Annotated in this window: 18 protein-coding genes, 1 tRNA gene and 1 pseudogene; 12 read left to right on the forward strand and 8 right to left on the reverse strand. The window is 62.2% G+C overall.

All coding sequences use genetic code 11. From position 1 onward, the window contains the following. Positions 1-215: 215 nt before the first annotated feature. Both GRB80_RS16400 and GRB80_RS12085 read left to right on the forward strand, forming a co-directional pair. A pseudogene (locus GRB80_RS16400) lies at positions 216-389 on the forward strand (IS481 family transposase); the annotation flags it as partial. A 2-nt stretch (positions 390-391) separates the two neighbouring features. Beyond that, positions 392-850, forward strand: a complete 459-nt coding sequence (locus tag GRB80_RS12085; RefSeq protein WP_161423745.1) for a GNAT family N-acetyltransferase — start codon at positions 392-394, stop codon at positions 848-850. Between the two features lie 56 nt (positions 851-906). Here the strand turns inward: GRB80_RS12085 and GRB80_RS12090 are convergent, their stop codons facing one another. From GRB80_RS12090 to GRB80_RS12105, 4 genes are all read right to left on the reverse strand, one after another. Continuing rightward, complete coding sequence (locus GRB80_RS12090) at positions 907-1668, reverse strand: class I SAM-dependent methyltransferase (protein WP_161423746.1); 762 nt, start codon at positions 1666-1668, stop codon at positions 907-909. Positions 1669-1757: 89 nt separating this feature from the next. Continuing rightward, positions 1758-2228 carry an NUDIX hydrolase gene (locus GRB80_RS12095; protein WP_161423747.1) on the reverse strand — a complete coding sequence of 157 codons (471 nt, stop codon included), beginning with the start codon at positions 2226-2228 and terminating at the stop codon, positions 1758-1760. Positions 2229-2278: 50 nt separating this feature from the next. Then, positions 2279-3349, reverse strand: a complete 1071-nt coding sequence (locus tag GRB80_RS12100; protein WP_161423748.1) for a tyrosine-type recombinase/integrase — start codon at positions 3347-3349, stop codon at positions 2279-2281. Positions 3350-3446: 97 nt separating this feature from the next. After that, positions 3447-3523: transfer RNA gene (locus tag GRB80_RS12105), tRNA-Ile, on the reverse strand. 152 nt (positions 3524-3675) lie between these two features. Here GRB80_RS12105 and GRB80_RS12110 point away from each other — a divergent pair. Then, on the forward strand, positions 3676-4695 hold the full coding sequence (locus tag GRB80_RS12110) for a CNNM domain-containing protein (RefSeq protein ID WP_161423749.1): 1020 nt from the start codon (positions 3676-3678) through the stop codon (positions 4693-4695). Positions 4696-4755: 60 nt separating this feature from the next. Here GRB80_RS12110 and GRB80_RS12115 read toward each other — a convergent pair whose 3' ends face one another. Beyond that, positions 4756-5712: an arsenic resistance protein gene (locus GRB80_RS12115; protein ID WP_161423750.1), complete on the reverse strand. Its 957-nt coding sequence runs from the start codon at positions 5710-5712 to the stop codon at positions 4756-4758. 260 nt (positions 5713-5972) lie between these two features. Here GRB80_RS12115 and GRB80_RS12120 point away from each other — a divergent pair, with 260 nt between their 5' ends. From GRB80_RS12120 to GRB80_RS12160, 9 genes are all read left to right on the forward strand, one after another. After that, positions 5973-6851, forward strand: coding sequence for an AEC family transporter (locus GRB80_RS12120; RefSeq protein ID WP_161423751.1), 879 nt, complete (start codon positions 5973-5975; stop codon positions 6849-6851). Positions 6852-6978: 127 nt separating this feature from the next. After that, a complete protein-coding gene (locus tag GRB80_RS12125) occupies positions 6979-7179 on the forward strand; it encodes a DUF1656 domain-containing protein (protein ID WP_161423752.1) in 201 nt (66 codons plus the stop codon). A 20-nt stretch (positions 7180-7199) separates the two neighbouring features. Then, positions 7200-8060, forward strand: coding sequence for an efflux RND transporter periplasmic adaptor subunit (locus GRB80_RS12130; RefSeq protein ID WP_161423753.1), 861 nt, complete (start codon positions 7200-7202; stop codon positions 8058-8060). Between the two features lie 5 nt (positions 8061-8065). Further along, positions 8066-10168: an FUSC family protein gene (locus GRB80_RS12135; RefSeq protein WP_161423754.1), complete on the forward strand. Its 2103-nt coding sequence runs from the start codon at positions 8066-8068 to the stop codon at positions 10166-10168. A gap of 217 nt (positions 10169-10385) precedes the next feature. Then, on the forward strand, positions 10386-11633 hold the full coding sequence (locus GRB80_RS12140; protein WP_161423755.1) for a quaternary amine ABC transporter ATP-binding protein: 1248 nt from the start codon (positions 10386-10388) through the stop codon (positions 11631-11633). Between the two features lie 5 nt (positions 11634-11638). Next, a complete protein-coding gene (locus tag GRB80_RS12145) occupies positions 11639-12472 on the forward strand; it encodes an ABC transporter permease (RefSeq protein ID WP_161424339.1) in 834 nt (277 codons plus the stop codon). A 119-nt stretch (positions 12473-12591) separates the two neighbouring features. Then, the gene (locus GRB80_RS12150) at positions 12592-13461 is read left to right on the forward strand and encodes a glycine betaine ABC transporter substrate-binding protein (protein ID WP_161423756.1); all 870 of its coding nucleotides are present in this window, start codon (positions 12592-12594) and stop codon (positions 13459-13461) included. A 293-nt stretch (positions 13462-13754) separates the two neighbouring features. After that, positions 13755-14183, forward strand: a complete 429-nt coding sequence (locus tag GRB80_RS12155) for a universal stress protein (RefSeq protein WP_132041907.1) — start codon at positions 13755-13757, stop codon at positions 14181-14183. A 75-nt stretch (positions 14184-14258) separates the two neighbouring features. Then, positions 14259-15932 (forward strand): BCCT family transporter, encoded by a 1674-nt coding sequence (locus GRB80_RS12160; protein WP_132041908.1) that lies wholly within the window; start codon positions 14259-14261, stop codon positions 15930-15932. 189 nt (positions 15933-16121) lie between these two features. Here GRB80_RS12160 and GRB80_RS12165 read toward each other — a convergent pair whose 3' ends face one another. The 3 genes from GRB80_RS12165 to GRB80_RS12175 all read right to left on the reverse strand — a co-directional run bounded on the left by GRB80_RS12165 (position 16122) and on the right by GRB80_RS12175 (position 20394). Then, the gene (locus tag GRB80_RS12165) at positions 16122-16841 is read right to left on the reverse strand and encodes a 3'-5' exonuclease (RefSeq protein WP_132041909.1); all 720 of its coding nucleotides are present in this window, start codon (positions 16839-16841) and stop codon (positions 16122-16124) included. 2 nt (positions 16842-16843) lie between these two features. Continuing rightward, positions 16844-18757, reverse strand: a complete 1914-nt coding sequence (locus tag GRB80_RS12170) for a DUF294 nucleotidyltransferase-like domain-containing protein (RefSeq protein WP_161423757.1) — start codon at positions 18755-18757, stop codon at positions 16844-16846. Between the two features lie 212 nt (positions 18758-18969). After that, positions 18970-20394 (reverse strand): FAD-binding oxidoreductase, encoded by a 1425-nt coding sequence (locus GRB80_RS12175; protein ID WP_202597220.1) that lies wholly within the window; start codon positions 20392-20394, stop codon positions 18970-18972. Positions 20395-20461: the final 67 nt, after the last annotated feature.

Consider the following 20461-nt stretch of genomic DNA (forward strand, 5'->3'; position numbering starts at 1 on the left):
ACTCCTCAGGCAGCCGGTCGAAGACGTCGGCGAACATACTGGGCAAGCGCCTCGCCCACTTCCAGGCGGTGCACCGCCGGTGATCACTACGGGCCTGTGCCTATTCGGGGTCGAAGCCGCTGGCGGTGGCGTTGCGGCGCAGTTCACGGCTGATCGTGAAGTTATTGATGCCCAGCCCTGCTGATCTGGCGCTGATTGATGTCCGAGTCATAGCAGGTGTGAATTTGGAACAGACGCTCAAGCGCTACGCTTGGCTGTACAATCACCATATCCCGCAGAAGGCGCTACACCATCAGTCACCGATCGCAGCGATAAAGGAATGGCAGGTCAAACGTCCTGAGTTATTTACCAAGCGGGTGATTAATCACACGGGACGACACCTAGGTTAAAAATGAAATACTTAGAAATAAATACTAAAGAAGCACCTATCCAGATTTTGCTTGAGGCCGACCCTTCAGAAAAAATTATTACCTCATATTTAAAAAATTCATGGTGTTACGCAGCTCAAGACAAAGGCGAAATCATCGGCGCTTGTGTCGTAAAACTTATTAGAGACAACACAGCTGAAATATTCAACATTTCCGTACATCCTCAGCACCAAAAAAAAGGCATTGGCACTAACCTGTTAACTTTTACTTTAAAAAAACTACTTGAAAAAAGCATCCATCGAGTAGAGCTAGGAACAGGTGCATTTGGCTACCAGCTAACTTATTATCATCGCATTGGCTTTCGAGTGGAGTCTGTTATAAAAAACTATTTTATAAATAACTACGCAGAACCGATCTTCGAAAACGGCATACAGCATAAAGACATGTTAAGGCTATACATAGACATCAGACCAAGAATATAGAAATAAAGACTTTTTCTTTGCTAGACCCCTGGGAACTCCAGGGCTCATTGATCCACTTACGACGAAGCTTCAAATGTAATCACTTCTCCTAAAGCTGCATCACTATCAATCACTGAGAACGGGCGTTCATAGTCAATCGTAATAGACACATCCTTAAAGCCAGCTTCATGCAACAAGCTTCTGAATTCAAAAACACCCCAAAAGCGAAGAGAAAAAACCTCCAGTTCAGAAGAAACCAAGCTTCCTGAGTTCCAGTGCTCATATTTCAATTGAGAAACCGTGGTCTGATGTAAATAGCTTGTCTTCACCCTTGTTTCGGTTAAGGTCAGCATATCGGCGCCTATATTCCACATGCGCGCCTCAGGTCCAGAGTCAACCATACAAACCAATGAGTCTATATCCACAATAATCTTGCCACCCTCTGACAAGCAATTTTTCAACTGCTTAAGGAACTCTAGGCAAGCAACAGGAGACTTAATTAACTGAATGGAACCTGCTGGTATCACTACAGCAGAAAACTTCTCGCTGTAGACAAAGCCTTCAAAGCTTTGCTCGCTGACATTATCTATTAGGTTTCTGCTAGAAATTTCTTTCTTGCAGATATCCAACATATGAGGAGAAGCATCAAAGCCATGAACTATATGACCAGCCTCAAGCAATGGTATAAGAAACCTTCCATTACCAACTGCAGGCTCTAAAACTGGACCACTAGTATCCTTGAGGCATGACAGATAAAACTCAACATCTCCAAAAGTTCGACCAATGGGTTTATCCACATGATAAACCCAAGAGGCTAGTGACCCATACTCATTATCCATACAGCCACCCTACTCCTTAGGTATGAATACACCATACGGTGTTTCCAAAACAGCTTCTTTAGAAGAATTAGAAATTAAAACCATCCTTCCTAAACCAGCTCATTTTCGTAAATTACCATAGCTTGCCTTGCCACTTTCTCAACATCTAAGCTAATAGCCAGACTTTTTTGGTTCACATCATCAATTTCAAAAAAGCAAGCATCTAGTGCATCATCACCCGCGAAAGGCTCACCTGAGACCCATACACAGAGTACAGCCACAAGCACAAAATGATATTCAAGCTCACCACTTTTATCAAAGTCTAATACGTCGACAGCATTGAACACCCTATGCACGTTGGCGGTAACACTTGTTTCCTCGTAAAGCTCTCTCAGAGCAGCCTCTTCAATTGTTTCTCCTCGCTCAATTTTTCCACCAGGGAAACCCCATCGACCCGCATCTGGTGGGTTAGAGCGACGTACTAAAAGTACTTTACCATCTTTTAACAGAACTGCGATGGTTGCTACCACCGGGCGTTTTTTCGACGTCTCTGGAAACTCACAACCACCCTGACCAGACATCACACCCTCTGTATCGATTAAAAATGAATAATAATATTATACAAGGGGTATTAGAATGATCGACCGTATCTTATTCCGTCAAGCTTTTCGACCAGATCCTCTGCTCTCAGATGCGTATACCGCCTCAGCATCTGCATGGACTTGTGACCACTGATCGCGGCGACCTCCTGATCGGATAGACCCGCCTCAACTAGACGACTGACGGCCTCATGGCGTAAGTCGTGAAAGCGGAAGTCATCGAGCCCTGCCTGCTTCTTCGCGTGGTTCCAGAGCTTGGTGTAGGCATAGGGGCCGCGCTTGCCGTCCTTTCCAGGCTCGCCGAAGAACACCAGGTCGCAGTCGAGCGGGCGCACCGGATTGTTCAGCGCTTGCTTGAACACCTCATTAGCGGCCTGGGTCAGCGGCACCAAGCGAGCTTCGTTGTTCTTGGTGTCGGTGAGACGCACTACACGGCGTTTCACGTCGACCTGAGAGCGTGTGAGGGTCAGGATCTCTGAGGAGCGCATGCCCGTCTCCAGGGCGATTCTGGCGATCCAGGCCAGCATGGGATTACTGTGCTGCCGTAGCACGTCGAACAGGCGCTTCTCCTCGTTGGCGCTCAAGCGCCGGTCGCGCCCTTCTCCAGGGCTGGGCTTGCGGATGTTCTGAACGGGGTTGTAGGTCAGGCCCAGCCCCCACTCCTGGATGGCCACGGTGTAGAGATGGCCAAGCAGGGCGAGCTCCAGCCGCACGGTATTGGCGCTGATGGGCTGCCCACGATGGCCAATGCTGTTCAGGCGGGTGTCACGGAAATTGGCGATCAACTCCGGCGTCAGGGCCGCAAGCGAATACTTGCCCAAGTGCTCGATCAGCGTGCTGGCCTTGTGGCGCTCGCTCTTTTGGGTGCTGGGCTTCTTGGTGGGTGTGACGTCGGCCAGGTAGCGCTTGAGCGCGGCTTCGAGCGTCATGCGCTCCGAAGCGCTGCGCTGGATATAAACACCACGCACCATTTCGTCTTCGGTGCGGCGTGCCCAGTCCTGGGCGTCTCGTTTGGTTCGGAAGGTCTTGGCGGTGGTGGGCCAGCCGGTCTTTCGGATGACGGCTTTCCAGCTACCGGCAGGGGTCTTGACGATGGTGGCCATGAAAGTCTCCAGGGGGCTGAAGGATCGGGACTGTACCGAAACTGTACCCTTGGACTATGGGACTCACCAGGTAAAATTCGTAAGACGCTGATTTCATTGGTGGGCCCAGCAGGACTTGAACCTGCGACCAAGGGATTATGAGTCCCCTGCTCTAACCAACTGAGCTATAGGCCCTTTATACAGAGGGTGCGCGAAAGGCGCCGGCGTATGATAGCGAATGCCGATGGTCGATACCAGAGCGAGATGCCTTGCAGTGAAGCGATGCCATCGGCGATTATGCCCGAGCCGCCGAACGCGGCCCTTTCCCGGCCACCCTTCGAGATCTCATGTTCCTGCTGATAGCCTTCGCTGTTCTCTCCATTGGCGTTTCCTTCCTGTGCTCACTGCTCGAGGCCGCGCTGCTCTCGATGACCCCCAGCTATGTGGCCCAGGTGCGCGAGACCAACCCCAGGCTGCACGCCAGGCTCAACGATCTGAAGCGCAATATCGACCAGCCGCTGGCGGCGATTCTGACCCTGAACACCATCGCCCATACGGTGGGGGCCACCGGTGTCGGCGCCCAGGTCACGGTGGTGTTCGGCGAGACCTGGCTGGGGGTCGCCTCGGCGCTGATGACGCTGCTGATCCTGTTCGTCTCCGAGATCATTCCCAAGACCATCGGGGCCACCTACTGGCGCCAGCTCTCCGGCATGCTGGCCCGTACCCTGGCGGTGATGGTGTGGAGCCTCAAGCCGTTCATCTGGATGTCCGAGCAGATCACCAAGCGCATCGGCAAGGACGCCATGGATACCGACATGCGCGGCGAGATCAAGGCGCTGGCCCAGATCGGCCAGGAGGAGAAGGCGCTGGACCCGGAGGAGACCCGCGTCATCATCAATATCCTCAACCTGCATGATATCCAGGTGAAGGAGGTGATGACCCCGCGCACCGTCTCGGTCACGGCGACTCCCGCCATGACGGTGGGCGAGTTCAGCGCAGAGCTCGGCCCCTCGCCCTTCACCCGCTTTCCGGTGATGGATGGCGGTGAACAGGCGCTGGGTTATGTGCACAAGGCCGATACCTACAGCGCCGACGAGGGCGCCGATCTCAAGTCGCTGATGCATCCGGTCAAGTCGGTGCCCGCCGAGGAGAGCATCGAGCAGATCTTCACCATGATGGTCCAGGACCGCCAGCACCTCTGCGTGGTGTATGACGACCTGGGTACCTGGGTGGGCCTGATCACCCTGGAGGACGTGATCGAGACCATCCTCGGCCAGGAGATCGTCGACGAGACCGACAATGTCGCCAACCTGCGCAAGTACGCCCGCCAGCGCTGGACCAAGAGCCTGAAGAAGACCGAAGAGTAGGCCGCTTATCCTGGCTGGGTGCTCTGGCTGGGTGCCTCGACGGTGTGTGCTGACAATGATCTAGCGATCGGGGATCAACCGGCCGGGTACCCAGCGCAGAAAGACGAGCATGCCGAACAGCTCGACCAGCGACTGGCAAACGACCACCACCACCGCGGCCTGCCAGCCCTCGGGCAGCGCCAGGGCGATGGGCAGCATCACGAAGGAGTTGCGGGTAGCGAAGCTGAAGGTGAGCGTGCGTGCCGCCGCTGGCCTCAGCCCCAAGCCGCGCCCCAGCCCCCAGCCCAGTAGCGCGGTCAGTGCCAGGTAGCCGATAAAGAGCGGCAGCACCTGCAGCACCACCCCACTCAACCCCTGCATGCCGGCGATCTGGGTCGCCGCCACCACCAACAGCACCATGGCCAGAAGCGGCACGGGCAGCCAGCCCAGCCCCTCTACCAGGCGACGCGCCGTGGCGCGGCGTCGCACCAGCCGCTGGGTCAGCCCGGCCGCCACCAGAGGCACCAGAATCAGCCCGACGAAGGCGCCGAGCAGCGGCGCTGCGATGGCGACCCCCAGCCACTGCAGGTCCAGAAACAGCCAGAGATAGAACGGCAGCGTCACCAGCTGCAACACCAGCAGCAGCGGTGTGGCGGCGATGGCGCGCCCGGCATCGCCCTTGCCCAGATGGGTGAAGGTGATGAACCAGTCGGTGCAGGGCACCAACAGCACCAGCAGCACGCCGAGCCGAACGGCCGGCGCCAGTGGCAACAACGCCACCAGCGTGCCCACCATCAGCGGTAGCAGCAGGAAGTTGCCTGCCACCAGCGCCGTGGCGAAGCGCCAGTCCTGCAGGGCCAGGGCGAGCCGCCCCAGCGGCACCTGGGTGAAGGTCGCGTAGAGCAGCACGCCGAGCAGCGGCCAGAGCCCGCCCTCGAGGGTGGCACTGATCTCGGGGCGCATCAGGCCCAGGCCCAGCCCAGTGATGATCGCCGCCAGGTAGAGCCACACCTGATGGCGTTCGAGATGGTCACGCATTCACTTCTCCCCCTTCTGCCTTGGCCTCGCTGACCCGGCGAGTCTTACCATGGATGGCATGGGCACTGCATGGCAGCTTGCCATGCAGTGCCCATCTGCTCGAACGGCAGCCGCAAACACACCCGCGCGCCCTCCGTTCGCTTTGCGCTTGAGCCCGACTCAGGCTCAAGCCCCGGGGCCAAGCGAGACTACGAGCGCCTTGCCAGGCCGTGCGGCGATTCAGGACAATGGCCGATCCTCCACACTCCTGAGGCGCTTGCATGCTTGCCGAACTCTTCGCGGTGATGGCTCCGGTACTGGCCGGGGCGGGTCTGGGTTTTTCCTGGGTGCGACTGGGGCAGCCCTATCCGGTCGAGTTCGTTACCCGCCTGGTCTTCAATATCGGGACGCCGGCGCTGGTCATCGCCTCGCTCTCCAGCGCCGAGATCGAGGCCGGCAACTTCGGCCGCACCATGCTCGCCACGGCGCTGGTGATCTGCACCATGGCGGCGATGACCTGGCCGCTGGCCCGCCTGCTGCGCCAGGACTGGCGGGTGCTGCTGGCACCGGCCATGTACCCCAATACCGGCAACATGGGCCTGCCGGTGGTGCTCTACGCCTTCGGCAACGCCGGCTTCGCCTATGGCATCACGGTGATGGTCACCGTCTCGCTGTTCCAGTTCACCCTGGGGTCGGTGATGGCCAGCAACAGCGGCAACCCGCTGCGCACCCTGGTGCGCACGCCCACCGTCTACGCCATTCTGCTGTCGCTGATCCTGCTGCTGACCGATACCGACCTGCCCCTGTGGCTCGCCAATAGCGTCGACCTGATCTCGGGCTTTACCGTGCCGCTGATGCTGATCACCCTGGGGGTGTCGCTGGCCAGCATTCAGGTCAGGAGCCTGCGCTCCGGCATCGGCTTCAGCCTGCTGCGCATCCCGGTGGCCGCGGCGCTGGCCTGGGGCATCGGCGCCCTGCTCGGCCTGCCACCGCTGGCCCATGGCATCGTGGTGCTGCAGATGAGCATGCCGGTGGCGGTATTCAACTACCTGTTCGCCCAGAAGGCACGCCGCGAGCCGGAGTATGTCGCCAGCCTCGTGTTCTGCTCGACCCTGCTCTCGCTGCTCTATCTGCCGCTGCTGCTGGCCTGGCTGATGTAGACCTGGCTGATGTAGGCCTGGTTGATATAGACCAGGGGCGGGAGAGCCAGCTACGTTATCCTGCGTGGATTTTGCGTCCCATGAACTTTGCTACCATACCGCTATGTCCAGCGCGCCAGGAGCGAGCATGCCACTTCGTGAAGTCGCCATCGGCGGGCTCTATCTCTCCCCTCTGCTGCTGTATGCCCTGATCGGGCTCGGCGCCACCCTGCTGATTCGTAGCCTGCTCTTTCGGCTGCTGGGCGCTAACCGCCTGTGGTACGAGGCCTGGTTCGATGTCTCCCTGTTCGTGATCTGCACCGCTGCCGCGGCCTATCTCTCGGCGTAGTCACCCGGAACCCTCATACCATGCGCACACTGCTTCGCAGCCTCGTCACCCTCGTCATTGTCGCCCTGGCCATCGCCGCCGGCCTGTGGCTGTGGCACTACTATCTCTACACCCCCTGGACGCGTGATGGTCGCGTAAGGGCCGAGATCATCACCGTGGCCTCGGACCTCTCCGGGCGTGTGGTCACGCTGTCGGTCGACGACAATCAGCGCGTTACGGCGGGCGACCCGCTGTTCGAGCTTGATCCGCAGCGCTACCGCTCGGCCCTGGAGAGTGCCCAGGCACTGGTCGCCCAGCGCGAGGTCGAGCTCGAGCGGCGTCAGCACGAGGCCTCGCGCCGCAGCCATCTGAGCCGCCAGGCAATCAGCGCCGAAAGCCAGGAGACCGCACGCCTCGAGAGCCAGGTGGCGCAGGCCCGGCTCGACCAGGCGCGTAGCCAGCTGGCCGGCGCCCGCCTCGATCTCGAGCGCACCACGATCGAGGCGCCGATCAGCGGCCATGTGCTCAATCTGCAGCTGGCCGAGGGCAACTACGTGAATGCCGGCAAGCCGGTGATGGCGCTGGTCAAGGCGGACTCCTTCTACGTTACCGGCTATTTCGAAGAGACCAAGCTGCCACGCATCCGTGTCGGCGCCCCCGCTCGCGTCATCCTGATGAGCGGTGACACCGAGTTGCGTGGTCATGTGGAAAGCATCGGGCGTGCCATCGCCGATCCTCACACCACGCCCAACGCTCAGCTGCTCCCCCAGGTGGCGCCCACCTTCAGCTGGGTTCGCCTGGCCCAGCGTATCCCGGTGCGTATCGCGCTCGATGAGATTCCCGCCGACATCTCGCTGAGCGCCGGCATGACCGCTTCGGTGCATATCGAGCCCCAGGAGTAGCCCGCATGTCGCCCTGGCTACAGGCGTACCTGACGCCCAGCAGCAAGGCCGTGCAGTTCGCCATCAAGGCGACCCTGGCCATGCTGCTGGCCCTCTATGTGGCGCTGTGGTGCGATCTGGAACGCCCCTACTGGGCGCTGATCTCGGCGGCATTCCTGCAGATTCGACCGATGAGCGGCATGGTGGTCGAGAAGGGGCTGAGCCAGATCACCGGCACCCTGGTGGGCTGCGGTGCCGGCATCGCCATCATGAGCCTGTTAGGCCAGGCCCCCGTGCCGGCGCTGATCGTCCTGACCCTGTGGATCATGCTGTGCACCTATGGCAGCTCGCTGCTGCGCAACAACGCCGCCTATGGCTGCATCATGGGCGCCGTCACGGCCATGCTGATCGTGGTGATCGGCGCCAGCCGGCCCGACGCCATCTTCGCCATCGCCGTGGCCCGCCTGTCGGAGCTGGCCCTGGGGGCGGTGTGTGCCACCCTGGTCAGTTCACTGCTGTGGCCGATCAGGGTCGGCGATCACCTGGGGCGCCAGGCCGACGAGGTCGTTAATCAGGCCTTCGTGCATGCGGCACAGCGGCTGACCGACTCCCAGGATCTCGGTGCACTCCAGACCACCCTGACCGGCAGCCTGGGGCCTCTCACCCTGCTCGAGGGCGACAGCCAGGCGGCCCGCTATGAAGGGCCGGAGGGACCGGGGCGAATTCGCGCCAGTCACGTGCTGACCCGCCATACCCTGCGAATGCTGGCTACCCTCCACGCTCTGCAGCAGCTGTTGCACCACGAAGGAAAGCGCCTCTCGCCGACGATCCACGATCTGGCAGCCGATCTGGCCGACGGCTTCCGCGGTTCGGCCGAGGGGAGTGGCGTCGCGGCGGCCCATCGGCGACTTCACGCGCTGCGTCATCGCGTGCTGGCGTGTCCCGATGAGGCTTTTTCCCCGATCGAGCAGCGCTGCCTGCTGGGCATGCGCGAGGCCCTGGGCCACGCCCTGGTGATGCTCGATGCCCGCGATGCCATTACCCGCCCCCACGGCAAACGACTGCGCGGCGTCGCCCTCGACTGGCATCGCGATCACCTGGTCGCCGGACTCAATGCCCTGCGCGCCGGGATGGTCTTCAGTGTGCTCGCCACCTTCTGGCTGACTACCGGCTGGAGCAACGGGCAGGTGGCCATGCTGCTTGGCACCCTGCTGTCGGCCTTCTTCGCCAGCCATGACAACCCGGTGGCGGTCTCCATGGTGTCCGCCAAGGGCATGCTGATGGCGATCCCCAGCGCCTTCCTGTTTGGCCATGTCCTGCTGGCTCAGGCCAGCGGCTTTCCGTTGCTGGCGATGCTGGTGCTTACCCCGCTGTTTCTCGGGCTGCTGGGGTCGGCCGATCCGCGACTGCTGGGCTACTGTCTGGCCTTTATCATCGGTAATATTCTGCTGACCATGCCCGGCAATGGCATGGACCTCTCCTTCGAGGCCTTCATCAACCGTGCCATCGCCGTGATGATTGGACTCGCCACGGTGGTAATGGGCTTTCGCCTGCTGCCCGGCCTGGGCGCCAACCTGCGCAAACGGCGTCTTATTGCCGCCATTGTCGGCGACTTACGCAGACTGGCGGGCTCGTCGGTGCATGAGGCCGAGGCACGCTTCATCGGTGCCATGGCCGACCGCATGCTGCATCTGGCCAAGCATGACGATGTGCTGCCGGAAGACCAGCGCCACCTCTTCAGCCTCGGCCTGACCGGCCTGGATACCGGCTACGCCTGCCTGCAGATCCGCCGACGCCTCGATGGCCTGACGGGCGGCGACCTGAAACAGGCCAAGCGGCGCTTCATCCTGGCGCTGGCCGATGCCTACGCCGACAGCGCCCGAGGCCAGACGCCTCGCGGGGTGCGCGAGGCGGGGGCCGCACTCACCGAGGCCGCCGGTCACCACCCCACGTTGAGCGAGCGTCATCAGGCCCTGCTCGCCGGGCTGATAGAGCGCCTCGATCTCGCCCTGCAGCGTCAGGCCCAGCGCGCGCATGCCTCCTATATGTCTCGCCAGGGGGATCAAGGTGCGGCCAGAGACGTGGCTCGCGACGGCGCGACGAAGCCCCCGGCGGATACCGCCAGATAGCGACGGCTGGCGTCATTTCACAGATCGCGTATCCTCATGACGCCGTTGACAGGCCCGCCCATCGCGCCGGGCCTTTAATTTGAATGATCGTTCAAAAAAAAGTAGGGTATAGGACCTTTCGCAACCGTCAACGCTCCCGCATGCCAAAATAGGCGGCATCGGCCGGCACATGCTGCGCCGTTTGCATTACGCCAGGGACTGACAAGAAGGCAAATCAATGAATGAGAACCGAAACGTCAAGATTCGGGTTCGCAACCTGAGCAAGGTCTTCGGCAGCAATCCGAAGAAGGGGCTCGAATTGCGTGACCAGGGCCTCAAGCGCGCCGAGATTCACGAAAAGACCGGACAGACACTGGGACTCTCCAATATCGACTTCGATGTCTATGAAGGCGAGCTACTGGTGATCATGGGCCTCTCCGGTTCCGGCAAGTCGACCCTGATCCGCTGCCTAAACCGCCTGATCGAGCCTACCGAGGGCGAGATCGTCATCGACGACGAAAACATTCCCGAGCTCGATGACAAGGCACTGTTGGAGTGCCGCCGTCGCCACTTCTCCATGGTGTTCCAGAATTTCGCGCTGTTCCCGCATCGTACGGTCATCCAGAACGCCGAGTTCGGGCTGGAGATTCGTGGTGTGGAGAAGGGAGAGCGGACCGACATCGCCCGCAAGGCACTCAAGCAGGTAGGCCTCGAGAGCTGGGAAAATGCCTATCCCAATCAGCTCTCCGGCGGCATGCAGCAGCGTGTGGGCCTGGCCCGTGCCCTGGCCAACGACTCCACCGTGCTGCTGATGGACGAGGCCTTCTCGGCACTGGACCCGCTGATTCGTGGCGATATGCAGCAGGAGCTGCAGGAACTGCAGAGCCGCATGCAGAAGACCACGGTATTCATTACCCACGATCTCGACGAGGCGCTCAACATCGCCGACCGCATCATCCTGCTCAAGGATGGTGAGATCGTGCAGATCGGCACGCCGGAAGAGATTCTGACCCAGCCTGCCGACGAGTACGTGAGACGCTTCGTGGAAGGCGTGGACATGTCCAAGATCCTTACCGCCGAGCATGCCATGCGCAAGGTGCGCGCCATCGCCCGGGATACCGACGGTCCTCGCACCACGCTGCGCAAGATGCACGAGAACAACATCGACTCCATCTACGTCACCCGCCGGGATCGCACCCTGGTCGGGCTGGCCGAGGTCGATGCCCTCGAGCAGGCGGCCAACGAAGGCCGGGACACCATCGCCGACTGCATGACCCAGGAGTTCCGTAGCGTGAGGCTCGACGAGCCGATGCATAACCTGTTCGCCATGTTCAGCGAGAAGAGCTACCCCATCGCGGTGGTGGATGCCGACAACCGGCTGCTCGGTGTGGTGGTCAAGGGGGCGGTGCTCGACCAGCTGGCCCAGGCCGCCGAGTCCTCGACGGTAAATGAAGACAATCTCACGGCAGCGGCAGGAGACCAGTGATGGCGATCGACATTCCCCGTATTCCCCTCGGCAACTGGATCGAAGGTAGCCTCGAGTGGCTGACCAGCGAGTACTCCATGGTCACCCGCGGCATCTCCCGCGTGACCCAGACCGGTATCGACGGACTCAACGATGCCCTGATGTGGCTCCCCCCCTGGGGACTGCTGCTGATCATCGTTGGCCTGTGCTGGTGGCTGGCCAACGCGCGCCTGGCGATCGGCGCCGCTGCCGGCATGGCCCTGATCTGGAACATGGACCTGTGGGATCCGATGATCGAGACCCTCACCCTGGTGGTGATCGCCACCCTGGTGGCGGTGGTGATCGCCCTGCCGGTGGGCATCGCCGCGGCGCTCTCCGAGCGGCTCTACCGTGTGATCATGCCGGTGCTCGACTTCATGCAGACCATGCCGGCCTTCGTCTATCTGATCCCGGCGATCCCCTTCTTCGGCATCGGCTCGGTATCGGCGATCTTCGCCACGGTGATCTTCTCCATGCCACCGGCGATCCGCTTCACCACCCTGGGTATCCGCCAGGTACCCGGCGAGCTGATCGAGGCCGCCGACGCCTACGGTGCCACGCGTGGCCAGAAGCTGATCAAGGTGCAGCTGCCGCTGTCGCTGCCCACGGTGATGGCGGGGATCAACCAGACCATCATGCTGGCCCTCTCCATGGTGGTGATCGCCGCCATGATCGGCGCCGACGGCCTGGGCAGCGAGGTGTGGCGTGCCATCCAGCGTCTGCGCCCGGGTGATGGCTTCGAGGCCGGCATCGCCGTGGTGATCCTGGCCATGCTGCTCGACCGCCTGACCCAGTCCCTGCGCAAGCAGCGCAAGTCCTGAGCCGGCAAGCAGCGCAAGTCCTGAGCCCGATGGCCGAAGGCTGCGTTGAGGGCCTCGGTTGAAAGCTCGAAAAGAAATCGCCAGAGTGTTGTTGTACATACTTGGAGGAAGGAACCACGATGAAGCATCTGCTTAACCGTCGCATCCGCCTCGCCGGCCTGGCTCTTGCCACCGGCGCCGCTCTCACCGCGGGCGCCGCGCAAGCCGAGGAGAAGGGTACCGTGCACCTGGCCTATGTCGAATGGGCCTCTACCGTCGCCTCCACCAACGTGATGCAGGTGGTGCTCGAACAGGCCGGCTACGATGTCGAGACCTCCTCGCTGTCCGCCGCCGCCATGTGGCAGTCGGTCGCCACCGGTGACGTCGACGCGCACCTGGCCGGCTGGCTGCCGATCACCCACGAGGACTACTACGCCAAGCTCAAGGATGACCTGGTCGATGCCGGCGTCAGCCTCGAGGGCGCCAAGCTGGGCCTGGTGGTCCCCGCCTACAGTGAAGCCGACTCCATCGCCGACCTGAACGATCACGTCGACAGCTTCGACGGCAAGCTCACCGGCATCGATCCGGGCGCCGGCGTGATGCGCCTGACCGAGCAGGTCATCGAGGATTACGACCTCGACTATGACCTGCTCAGCGGCAGCGGCGCGACCATGACCGCCGCCCTCAAGAATGCCATCGACAATGAGCAGGATGTGGCGGTGACCGGCTGGGCGCCCCACTGGAAGCTGGCCCGCTGGGACCTCAAGTTCCTCGAGGACCCCAAGGGCACCTACGGCGGTGAGGAGCAGATTCACACCATCGTCCGCCAGGGTCTCGAAGAGGAGATGCCCGAAGCCTACGCCATCCTGAGTGCCTTCAACTGGGACACCGAGATGATGGGCGAGGTCATGCTCATGCAGGAAGAGGGTGACGACCCCTACGCGGAAGCCAAGAAGTGGGTCGAGGAGAACCAGGACGTGGTTCAGGAGTGGCTCGACGCCGCCTCCTGAGGGCGGACAACGACTCACTCCTCCCTGGCTGATGATTGACCAGGTAAAGGGGAGGCACCAGCGTGCCTCCCCTTTTGCGTATCGAGATGCGACTACACTAATTTCAGCAAGGTCGGCTCAGCACGGTCGACACTCGGACTCGGAAGGAGAGCCACCGTTCCCGATCCGCCGCAGGCTAGCTCGTCGCAAGCAAGCCCATGGCAGGAAGAGCGTCGCAAGCAAGCTCGTGGCAAGAAGAGCGTCGCAAGAAGCCCCGTGGCAACAGTACGCATGGTAAACAAGGAGAAGCAGGCATGTTCAACAAGATCATGGTGCCGGTCGATCTGGCACATATCGAGGTGATCGAGCCATCGCTGAAGGTATCCGCGGACATGGCACGCCACTACCAGGCCGAGGTCTGCTATGTCGGGGTCACCGCCACCACGCCAGGCAGTGTGGCGCGCACTCCCGAGGAGTATGCCCAGAAGCTGGAGGCCTTCGCCCAGCAACGTGGGCAGGTGCATGGCCAGCCGGTCAGCAGCAAGATGATCTGTCGGGTCGATCCTGTCGCCGATCTGGTCGACACGCTGGTCAAGGCCATCGACGAGGTCGAGGCCGACCTCGTGGTAATGCCGACCCACGCCCACCGCCACCTGGATATTGTCATGCCGGCCAATGGCAGCCAGGTCGCCAGCCGCACCAGTGCATCGGTCTTCCTGGTGCGTCCCGACGCCAACGAATAACGACTTCACCACCCGCACTGGCGTACAACAACAGCTCGAACCTGCGCTTTTCACTCACCTGAAGGGAGATGTCTCGTGGCCAAATCGACCAACGACGACAAGCCCCAGGAGCCTCAGCAGGGTTCCGAGGGGATTCCGGCCCCGGAAGGGCCGGCAAACCTGATCGACACGGATTACGTGATCGGTCAAGACAATATCAAGGCGTCCCCGTTAGGGGTCGACGTGGATCTGCACAGCACGGTCTTCATGGTCTCCTCGGTCGTGATCCTGCTGTTCGTGATCCTGACGCTGGCCATGCAGGCTCAGATGGAGCCGATCTTCGATGCCATGTTCAGCTTCCTGACCACCAAGCTGACCTGGGTATTCCTGCTCGGTGCCAACGTCTTCGTGATACTCGCGCTGGTGCTGATCTTCACCCCCATGGGCAAGGTGCGCATCGGTGGCGCCCACGCCACGCCTGACTTCAGCTACGCCGGCTGGTTCGCCATGCTGTTCGCCGCCGGCATGGGCATCGGCCTGATGTTCTATGGCGTGTCGGAGCCCTTGGGCCACTATGGCACCGCTCTGGGTGGCGTCAGCCTGGGCGAGGATGGCCTGCGTACCGACTGGTCACCGCTGGGTGGCGCCGGGGGCGACCAGGCCGGCGCCGTTGCACTCAGCATGGCGGCCACCATCTTCCACTGGGGCCTTCACCCCTGGGGCGCCTATGCCATCGTCGGCCTGTCGTTGGCAATCTTCGCCTACAACAAGGGCCTGCCGCTGACCATGCGCTCGATCTTCTACCCGGTGCTGGGTGAGCGCATCTGGGGCTGGCCGGGCCACCTGATCGATATTCTGGCGGTCTTCGCCACGCTGTTCGGCCTGGCTACCTCGCTGGGGCTTGGTGCCACTCAGGCCTCGGCCGGTCTCAACTACCTGTTCGGCATCCCCGACAGCAACGTGACCCTGGTGCTGCTGATCCTGGGCATCACCGTCGTCGCCCTGGGGTCGATCATGCTCGGCGTCGACAAGGGCGTGCAGCGCCTGTCGCAGCTCAACATGGGACTCGCCCTGCTGCTGCTGCTGTTCGTGATTGCCGTGGGACCGACGCTGATGATCGCCACCGGGGTATTCGAGAACCTGCTGGGCTACGTGAAGAATCTGCCGGCCCTCTCCATGCCGTTCGGGCGTGAGGATGCCAACTTCAGCCAGGGCTGGACCGCCTTCTACTGGGCCTGGTGGATCGCCTGGTCGCCCTTCGTCGGCATGTTCATCGCCCGCGTCAGCCGCGGTCGTACCGTACGTGAGTTCCTGATCGCGGTGCTGGTGGTGCCGACACTCGCCTCGGTGGTGTGGATGACCGCCTTCGGCACCACCGCCATCGACCAGGTGATCAACCAGGGCATCACCGAGGTGCAGGATGCGGCACTGGAACTGCAGCTGTTCACCATGCTGGAGCATCTGCCGCTGACCACCATCACCTCCTTCGTCGGCATCGTGCTGGTGATCGTGTTCTTTATCACCTCCTCCGACTCCGGTTCGCTGGTGATCGATTCCATCACGGCCGGTGGCAAGGTCGATGCGCCCAAGCCCCAGCGCGTGTTCTGGGCGCTGATCGAGGGCGCGATCGCCATCGCCCTGCTGTTGGGCGGCGGCCTCGGCGCCCTGCAGACCGCCGCATTGACTACCGGGCTGCCCTTCACCCTGGTGCTTCTGGTGGGCTGTTACGCCATCGTCAAGGGGCTGATGAGCGAGCCCAAGGCCAAGTAGGTCGACAAGCAGGTGAGTCGGCAAGTTACACGACTCGGCAAGACGCAGAGAGGCGGCCTACGGGCCGCCTCTCTGCGGTTATGGCCAGTCGCCAGACTCAGCCTCCTGCCTTCCCAGTTACTGACTTCTCGACTCCTGACCTCGCAACGCCTGCCTCGCCAGCCTCTGCGGCTTCGGTTTTTTTGTTCCTCAGCTCCACAACTCGCCCACCGGCGTCTCGGCCGAAAAGCGGCTGGCCACCTGGGCCTGAAACAGCTCGGCCGTGGCCAGCGCATCCACCAGCGCATGATGCCCCTGATAGGCTGGCAGGCCATAGCGTTCACGACTGGCATTGAGGCGAATGGAGACCGGGGGACGCCCCAGCCAGCGCCGAAAGCGTGCCCACAACGATTGACGATGCAGCCGCGCCTCCAGCGACATGGTGTCGATCACCGGATAGAGCAGCCCCTCGCCCCAACGGTTACGCACGGCCGTGTCGATGAAACCGCGCTCGATATGGCGGTAGTGCACCACCGCCAGGCGCCCTCTCAGGACATCCAGCACCGCGGGCAGCACCTCCTGCAGATCGGGCGCATCGACCACCTCGCTATGGGTGATGCGGTGCAGTGTCACCGAGCTATCGGTCAGTTCGCGATAGGGCTTCAGCACCCAGTATCGCGCCTCGCGAAGGGGGATACGCGCCAGGCTAAAGGGCACCACACCGATGCTGACGATGGCGTGACGCCGCGGGTCGAGCCCGGTGGTCTCGATATCCAGCGCCACCAGCGGTACCTCGCCGATGGGCGTATCGGGCGCCGGGCAGCCAGCGGCGAAATACTTGGCCAGCAGGGGATGGCGCACCCGGTCGGCGCGATCGGCAAGATACTCCGGCCAGCCCGGGACGGGCTGGCGGATCTTCTTGAAGATCATGCCTAGCGCCTCCGTCGCTGAGAGGCGGGCGGCAGGGGATAGCGGAACTTGAGGAACTTCTGGGCGTTGCTCAGCACCTGGAAGGCGTCCTTCAGGGTGTGTCGGTCGCCGTCACTGATGTTTTCCGGTTCGATATTGTTGTCCGGTTCACGCTCTGCCTGAATATCGATCACCTGATGATGGATTCGCGTCATGGTCAGAAACTCCAGCGCATGGCGCAGCTTCTCGCCTACCCCATCCGGCAGCAGCTGGGTGTGGCTGATATCGTCCAGGCGCGCGAAGCTGTTCTGGGCATGAGAACCGCAGGCCAGGGCGTGAACCCGGATCAGGTCGGTCAGCGGTGCGGTGCCGCGCCGCTTCAGGTTGATGCTGTTGTTGTGCTTGCCATCCTTCTCCATCACGAAGGTGCGGAAGAACCCCAGTGGCGGCGTACGATTGAGGGCGTTACGAGCCATCGCCGCCAGGAACAGCTTGCTGTGGGGCGCCTGGTGGGCGACCAGATCCTGGAGCTGTTCCACGAAACTGTTCTCGCCATAGACCGCGTCCAGGTCGAAGAAGATCGAACTGTGCAGCAGCCGTTCGGGCGTGGGGTCGCGAATCCAGTCCTGGAAGTAGCCTTTCCACACGGATAGCGGCTGCCGCCAGCGGGGGTTGGTGGCCATGATATCGCCGGTGCAGTAGGCATAGCCGCAGGCGGCGAGACCATCGCTGACCCGCGTGGCCAACGCCATGAAGTAGCCGTCGTGGCGCGCGGGATCGTAGTCGTCGGACAGCACCAGGGCATTGTCCTGGTCGGTGACCAATGTCTGCTCATTGCGCGCCATGGAGCCCATGGCCATGTAGCAGTAGGGGACCGGCGGCGGCCCCAGCTCCTCCTCGGCCAGTTCCAGCAGGCGGCGCGTGAAGCTGCGGGCGATGGTGGAGAGCGCGCTGCCAATCATCAGCGAGTCGGCGCCATCCTCGACCATGCGCACGAAGGTGCCTTTAACATCCGGCGCCAGCCGGGCCAGGCCCTCCACCGTGGACTGGCTGTAGATATTGCTGACCAGATAGAGGCTGGAGTGGGTCTCGTAGCGAATGATGTCGGAGAGATGCACGATCCCCACCGGGCTGCGACGATGCATCACCGGCAGGTGGTGAATATTGTTGCGCAGCATGGTGAGCATCGCCTCATGCACCGACTCGCCGGACTGAATCGCCACCAGCTTCTTGTCCGCCACCTCGCCGATCGGCGTGCTTGGCGGGCGCCCTTCGGCCACCGTCCGGCGAAAATCGCTGTCGGTCAGGATGCCCCTCACCTGCCAGTCGCGCTCTTCGCTGTCACGCAGGACATAGCGGGAGTTCTCCTCCGGGGTATCGAGCACCAGCACCGCCGAGGCGCCGTAGTCGGTGATCTGGCTGGCTGCCTCCTGCAGCGTGGTGCTGGCCTCGAGCATCAATGGATAGCGGCTGAGCAGCTTGCGCACTCGGGTGACCAGCATGTCGTTCTGCTGCTTGTGCTGCTCCACCGCCGTCTCGAGGCGTGGACGCTCCACCTCGACGAAGTCGGCGAAGTCGTCGTCCTGCTCACAAAGCCGCTGGAAGACGGCATCCGGGATAAAGTAGATCAGGCTATCTTCCAGCGCACGGGCCGGAAAACGCACTCGGTAATTGCGCAGCAGGCTGAAGTGCCCAAAGATATCGCCCTCGCCGAGACGGTTATGGAGGCTCCCGTTGCGGCGATAGACCTCCACCGCGCCGCTGCGCACATAGCCGAGCTCCCTGACCTCCTCATCGAGCACCAGGATATCGCTGCCGGCCTGGAAGTAGGCTACCTCGACCTGGCTGGCGATCTCGTCGAGCAGCTCGTCCGACAGGGTATCGAAGGGCGGAAACTGCCCCATATGCTGGCGAATCTCCAGCCATTCCACTTCCATGGGTGCTCTCCCCTCTCAGGCGGTTTACGGCAAGTCTGTAAGAGTGCCACCCTGGTGTAAAGCAAGCACCCTCAAGGCCTGCGTCCGCTATCAGCAAGATAGCGGCAGAGACGCGTTATCCGCCACCCTCAGCCGCCGTGGGAGCGGTGATGACACACACCCTGCATCCTGGCGCGCGGTATCGGTGGTGGATGGAGGCCCGCGAGGCAGGCTTATGCTGCCTGGCTTGCCGGCACGATATTCTGGTTCAGCCGGAACAGGTTGGCCGGATCGAAGCGGGCCTTGATCCTGGCCAGCCGGTCGTGGTTCTGCCGATAGTTGTCGCGCACCCGGGCATGATCGTCGCCGGACATGAAGTTCACATAGCCCCCCGCCTCCGAGTGGGGCTGCAGCGCCTGATAGTAGGCGCGCCCCCAGGCGATATTGCGCTCGCTGTCGGCGGGATCCGGCCAGCTCGGCCCGAGCGCCGTGGCGAAATTGGCATCCCGATAGGCGAAGGCGGTGGCCTCGGGGGCGACACGACGACAGGCGCCGTCGAGGGGAAACAGCAGCGTCGCGGTCTGCAGGCAGGGTATCCGGCGGCCATACTCGAGATGCACCGCGATCGCCTCGTCGGTCAACTGCTTGGTGAAACAGCCCTTCCAATAATGATGGAGCCCGGCGGGCAGCAGGTCGTCGAACAGGGTATTGATCGCCGGGTACGGCATACGCTGCAGCGCCTGGCCGATCACGGGACCGAGGCCTTCGAGACGCTCGCGTATCGCCTCGTCCTCGCTCGCCGGACCGCTCCAGCAGGTCAGCACCACGATCACCGGCTGGCCCTGCCACCGCTCGGGCAGAAAGGGCAGCGGCGGGCCCAGGACGATGCCGAGGATCGCGCCCAGGGCCTCCGGCGCCTCGAGGATCCACTCCTGGTAGCGGCGCAGGATGTCACCCTCGAGGGGAAAGAAGGTCGGCCCGCCGAGGATATCCACCACCGGATGCAGGCGATACTCGAAGGAGGTGACCACGCCGAAATTGCCGCCGCCCCCGCGCAGCGCCCAGAACAACTCCGGGTGACGGTCTTCGCTGCAGGTCAGCAAGCGGCCCTCGGCGGTGACCACATCCGCCGAGAGCAGGTTGTCGCAGGCCAGCCCGCAGCGGCGAGCGAGATAGCCCAGGCCGCCTCCCAGGGTCAGACCGGCGATGCCGGTGGTGGAGACGATGCCGCCGGTGGTCGCCAAACCGAAGGCGGCGGTGGCGTGATTGAGGTCCGCCCAGGTGCAGCCGCCCTCGGCACGAACCCGCTGTGCCTCGGGTTCGACGCGAATGCCGCGCATCCGGCCGAGATCGAGCACCAGGCCATCGTCGCAGGTGCCGAAACCGGGAACGCTGTGGCCGCCGCCGCGAACGGCGAGCGGTAGTTCATGCTGCCTGGCGAAGGCGACGCCTGCCATCACGTCCGCCACATCGGCGGCTCGGACGATCAGCGCCGGGTGTCGGTCGTGCACCGCGTTGTAGACCCTGCGCGCCTCCTCATAGCGTGCATCCTGCGGCCGAATCAGTTCACCATGCAGGCGCTCGGCAAAGGCTTGAACCCTTTCCGCGCCCAAGGCGGCAGCGCTGTCAGCGGCCTGACGCATACTTGATGTTGTCATGACGCACCTCTGCTTGATGGCTTGTGGTTGTTCGGGTGACATTCACAAGCTATCAGGCAGGCGTCCC

Source organism: Halomonas icarae (assembly GCF_009901955.1).
Classification (GTDB): domain Bacteria; phylum Pseudomonadota; class Gammaproteobacteria; order Pseudomonadales; family Halomonadaceae; genus Halomonas; species Halomonas icarae.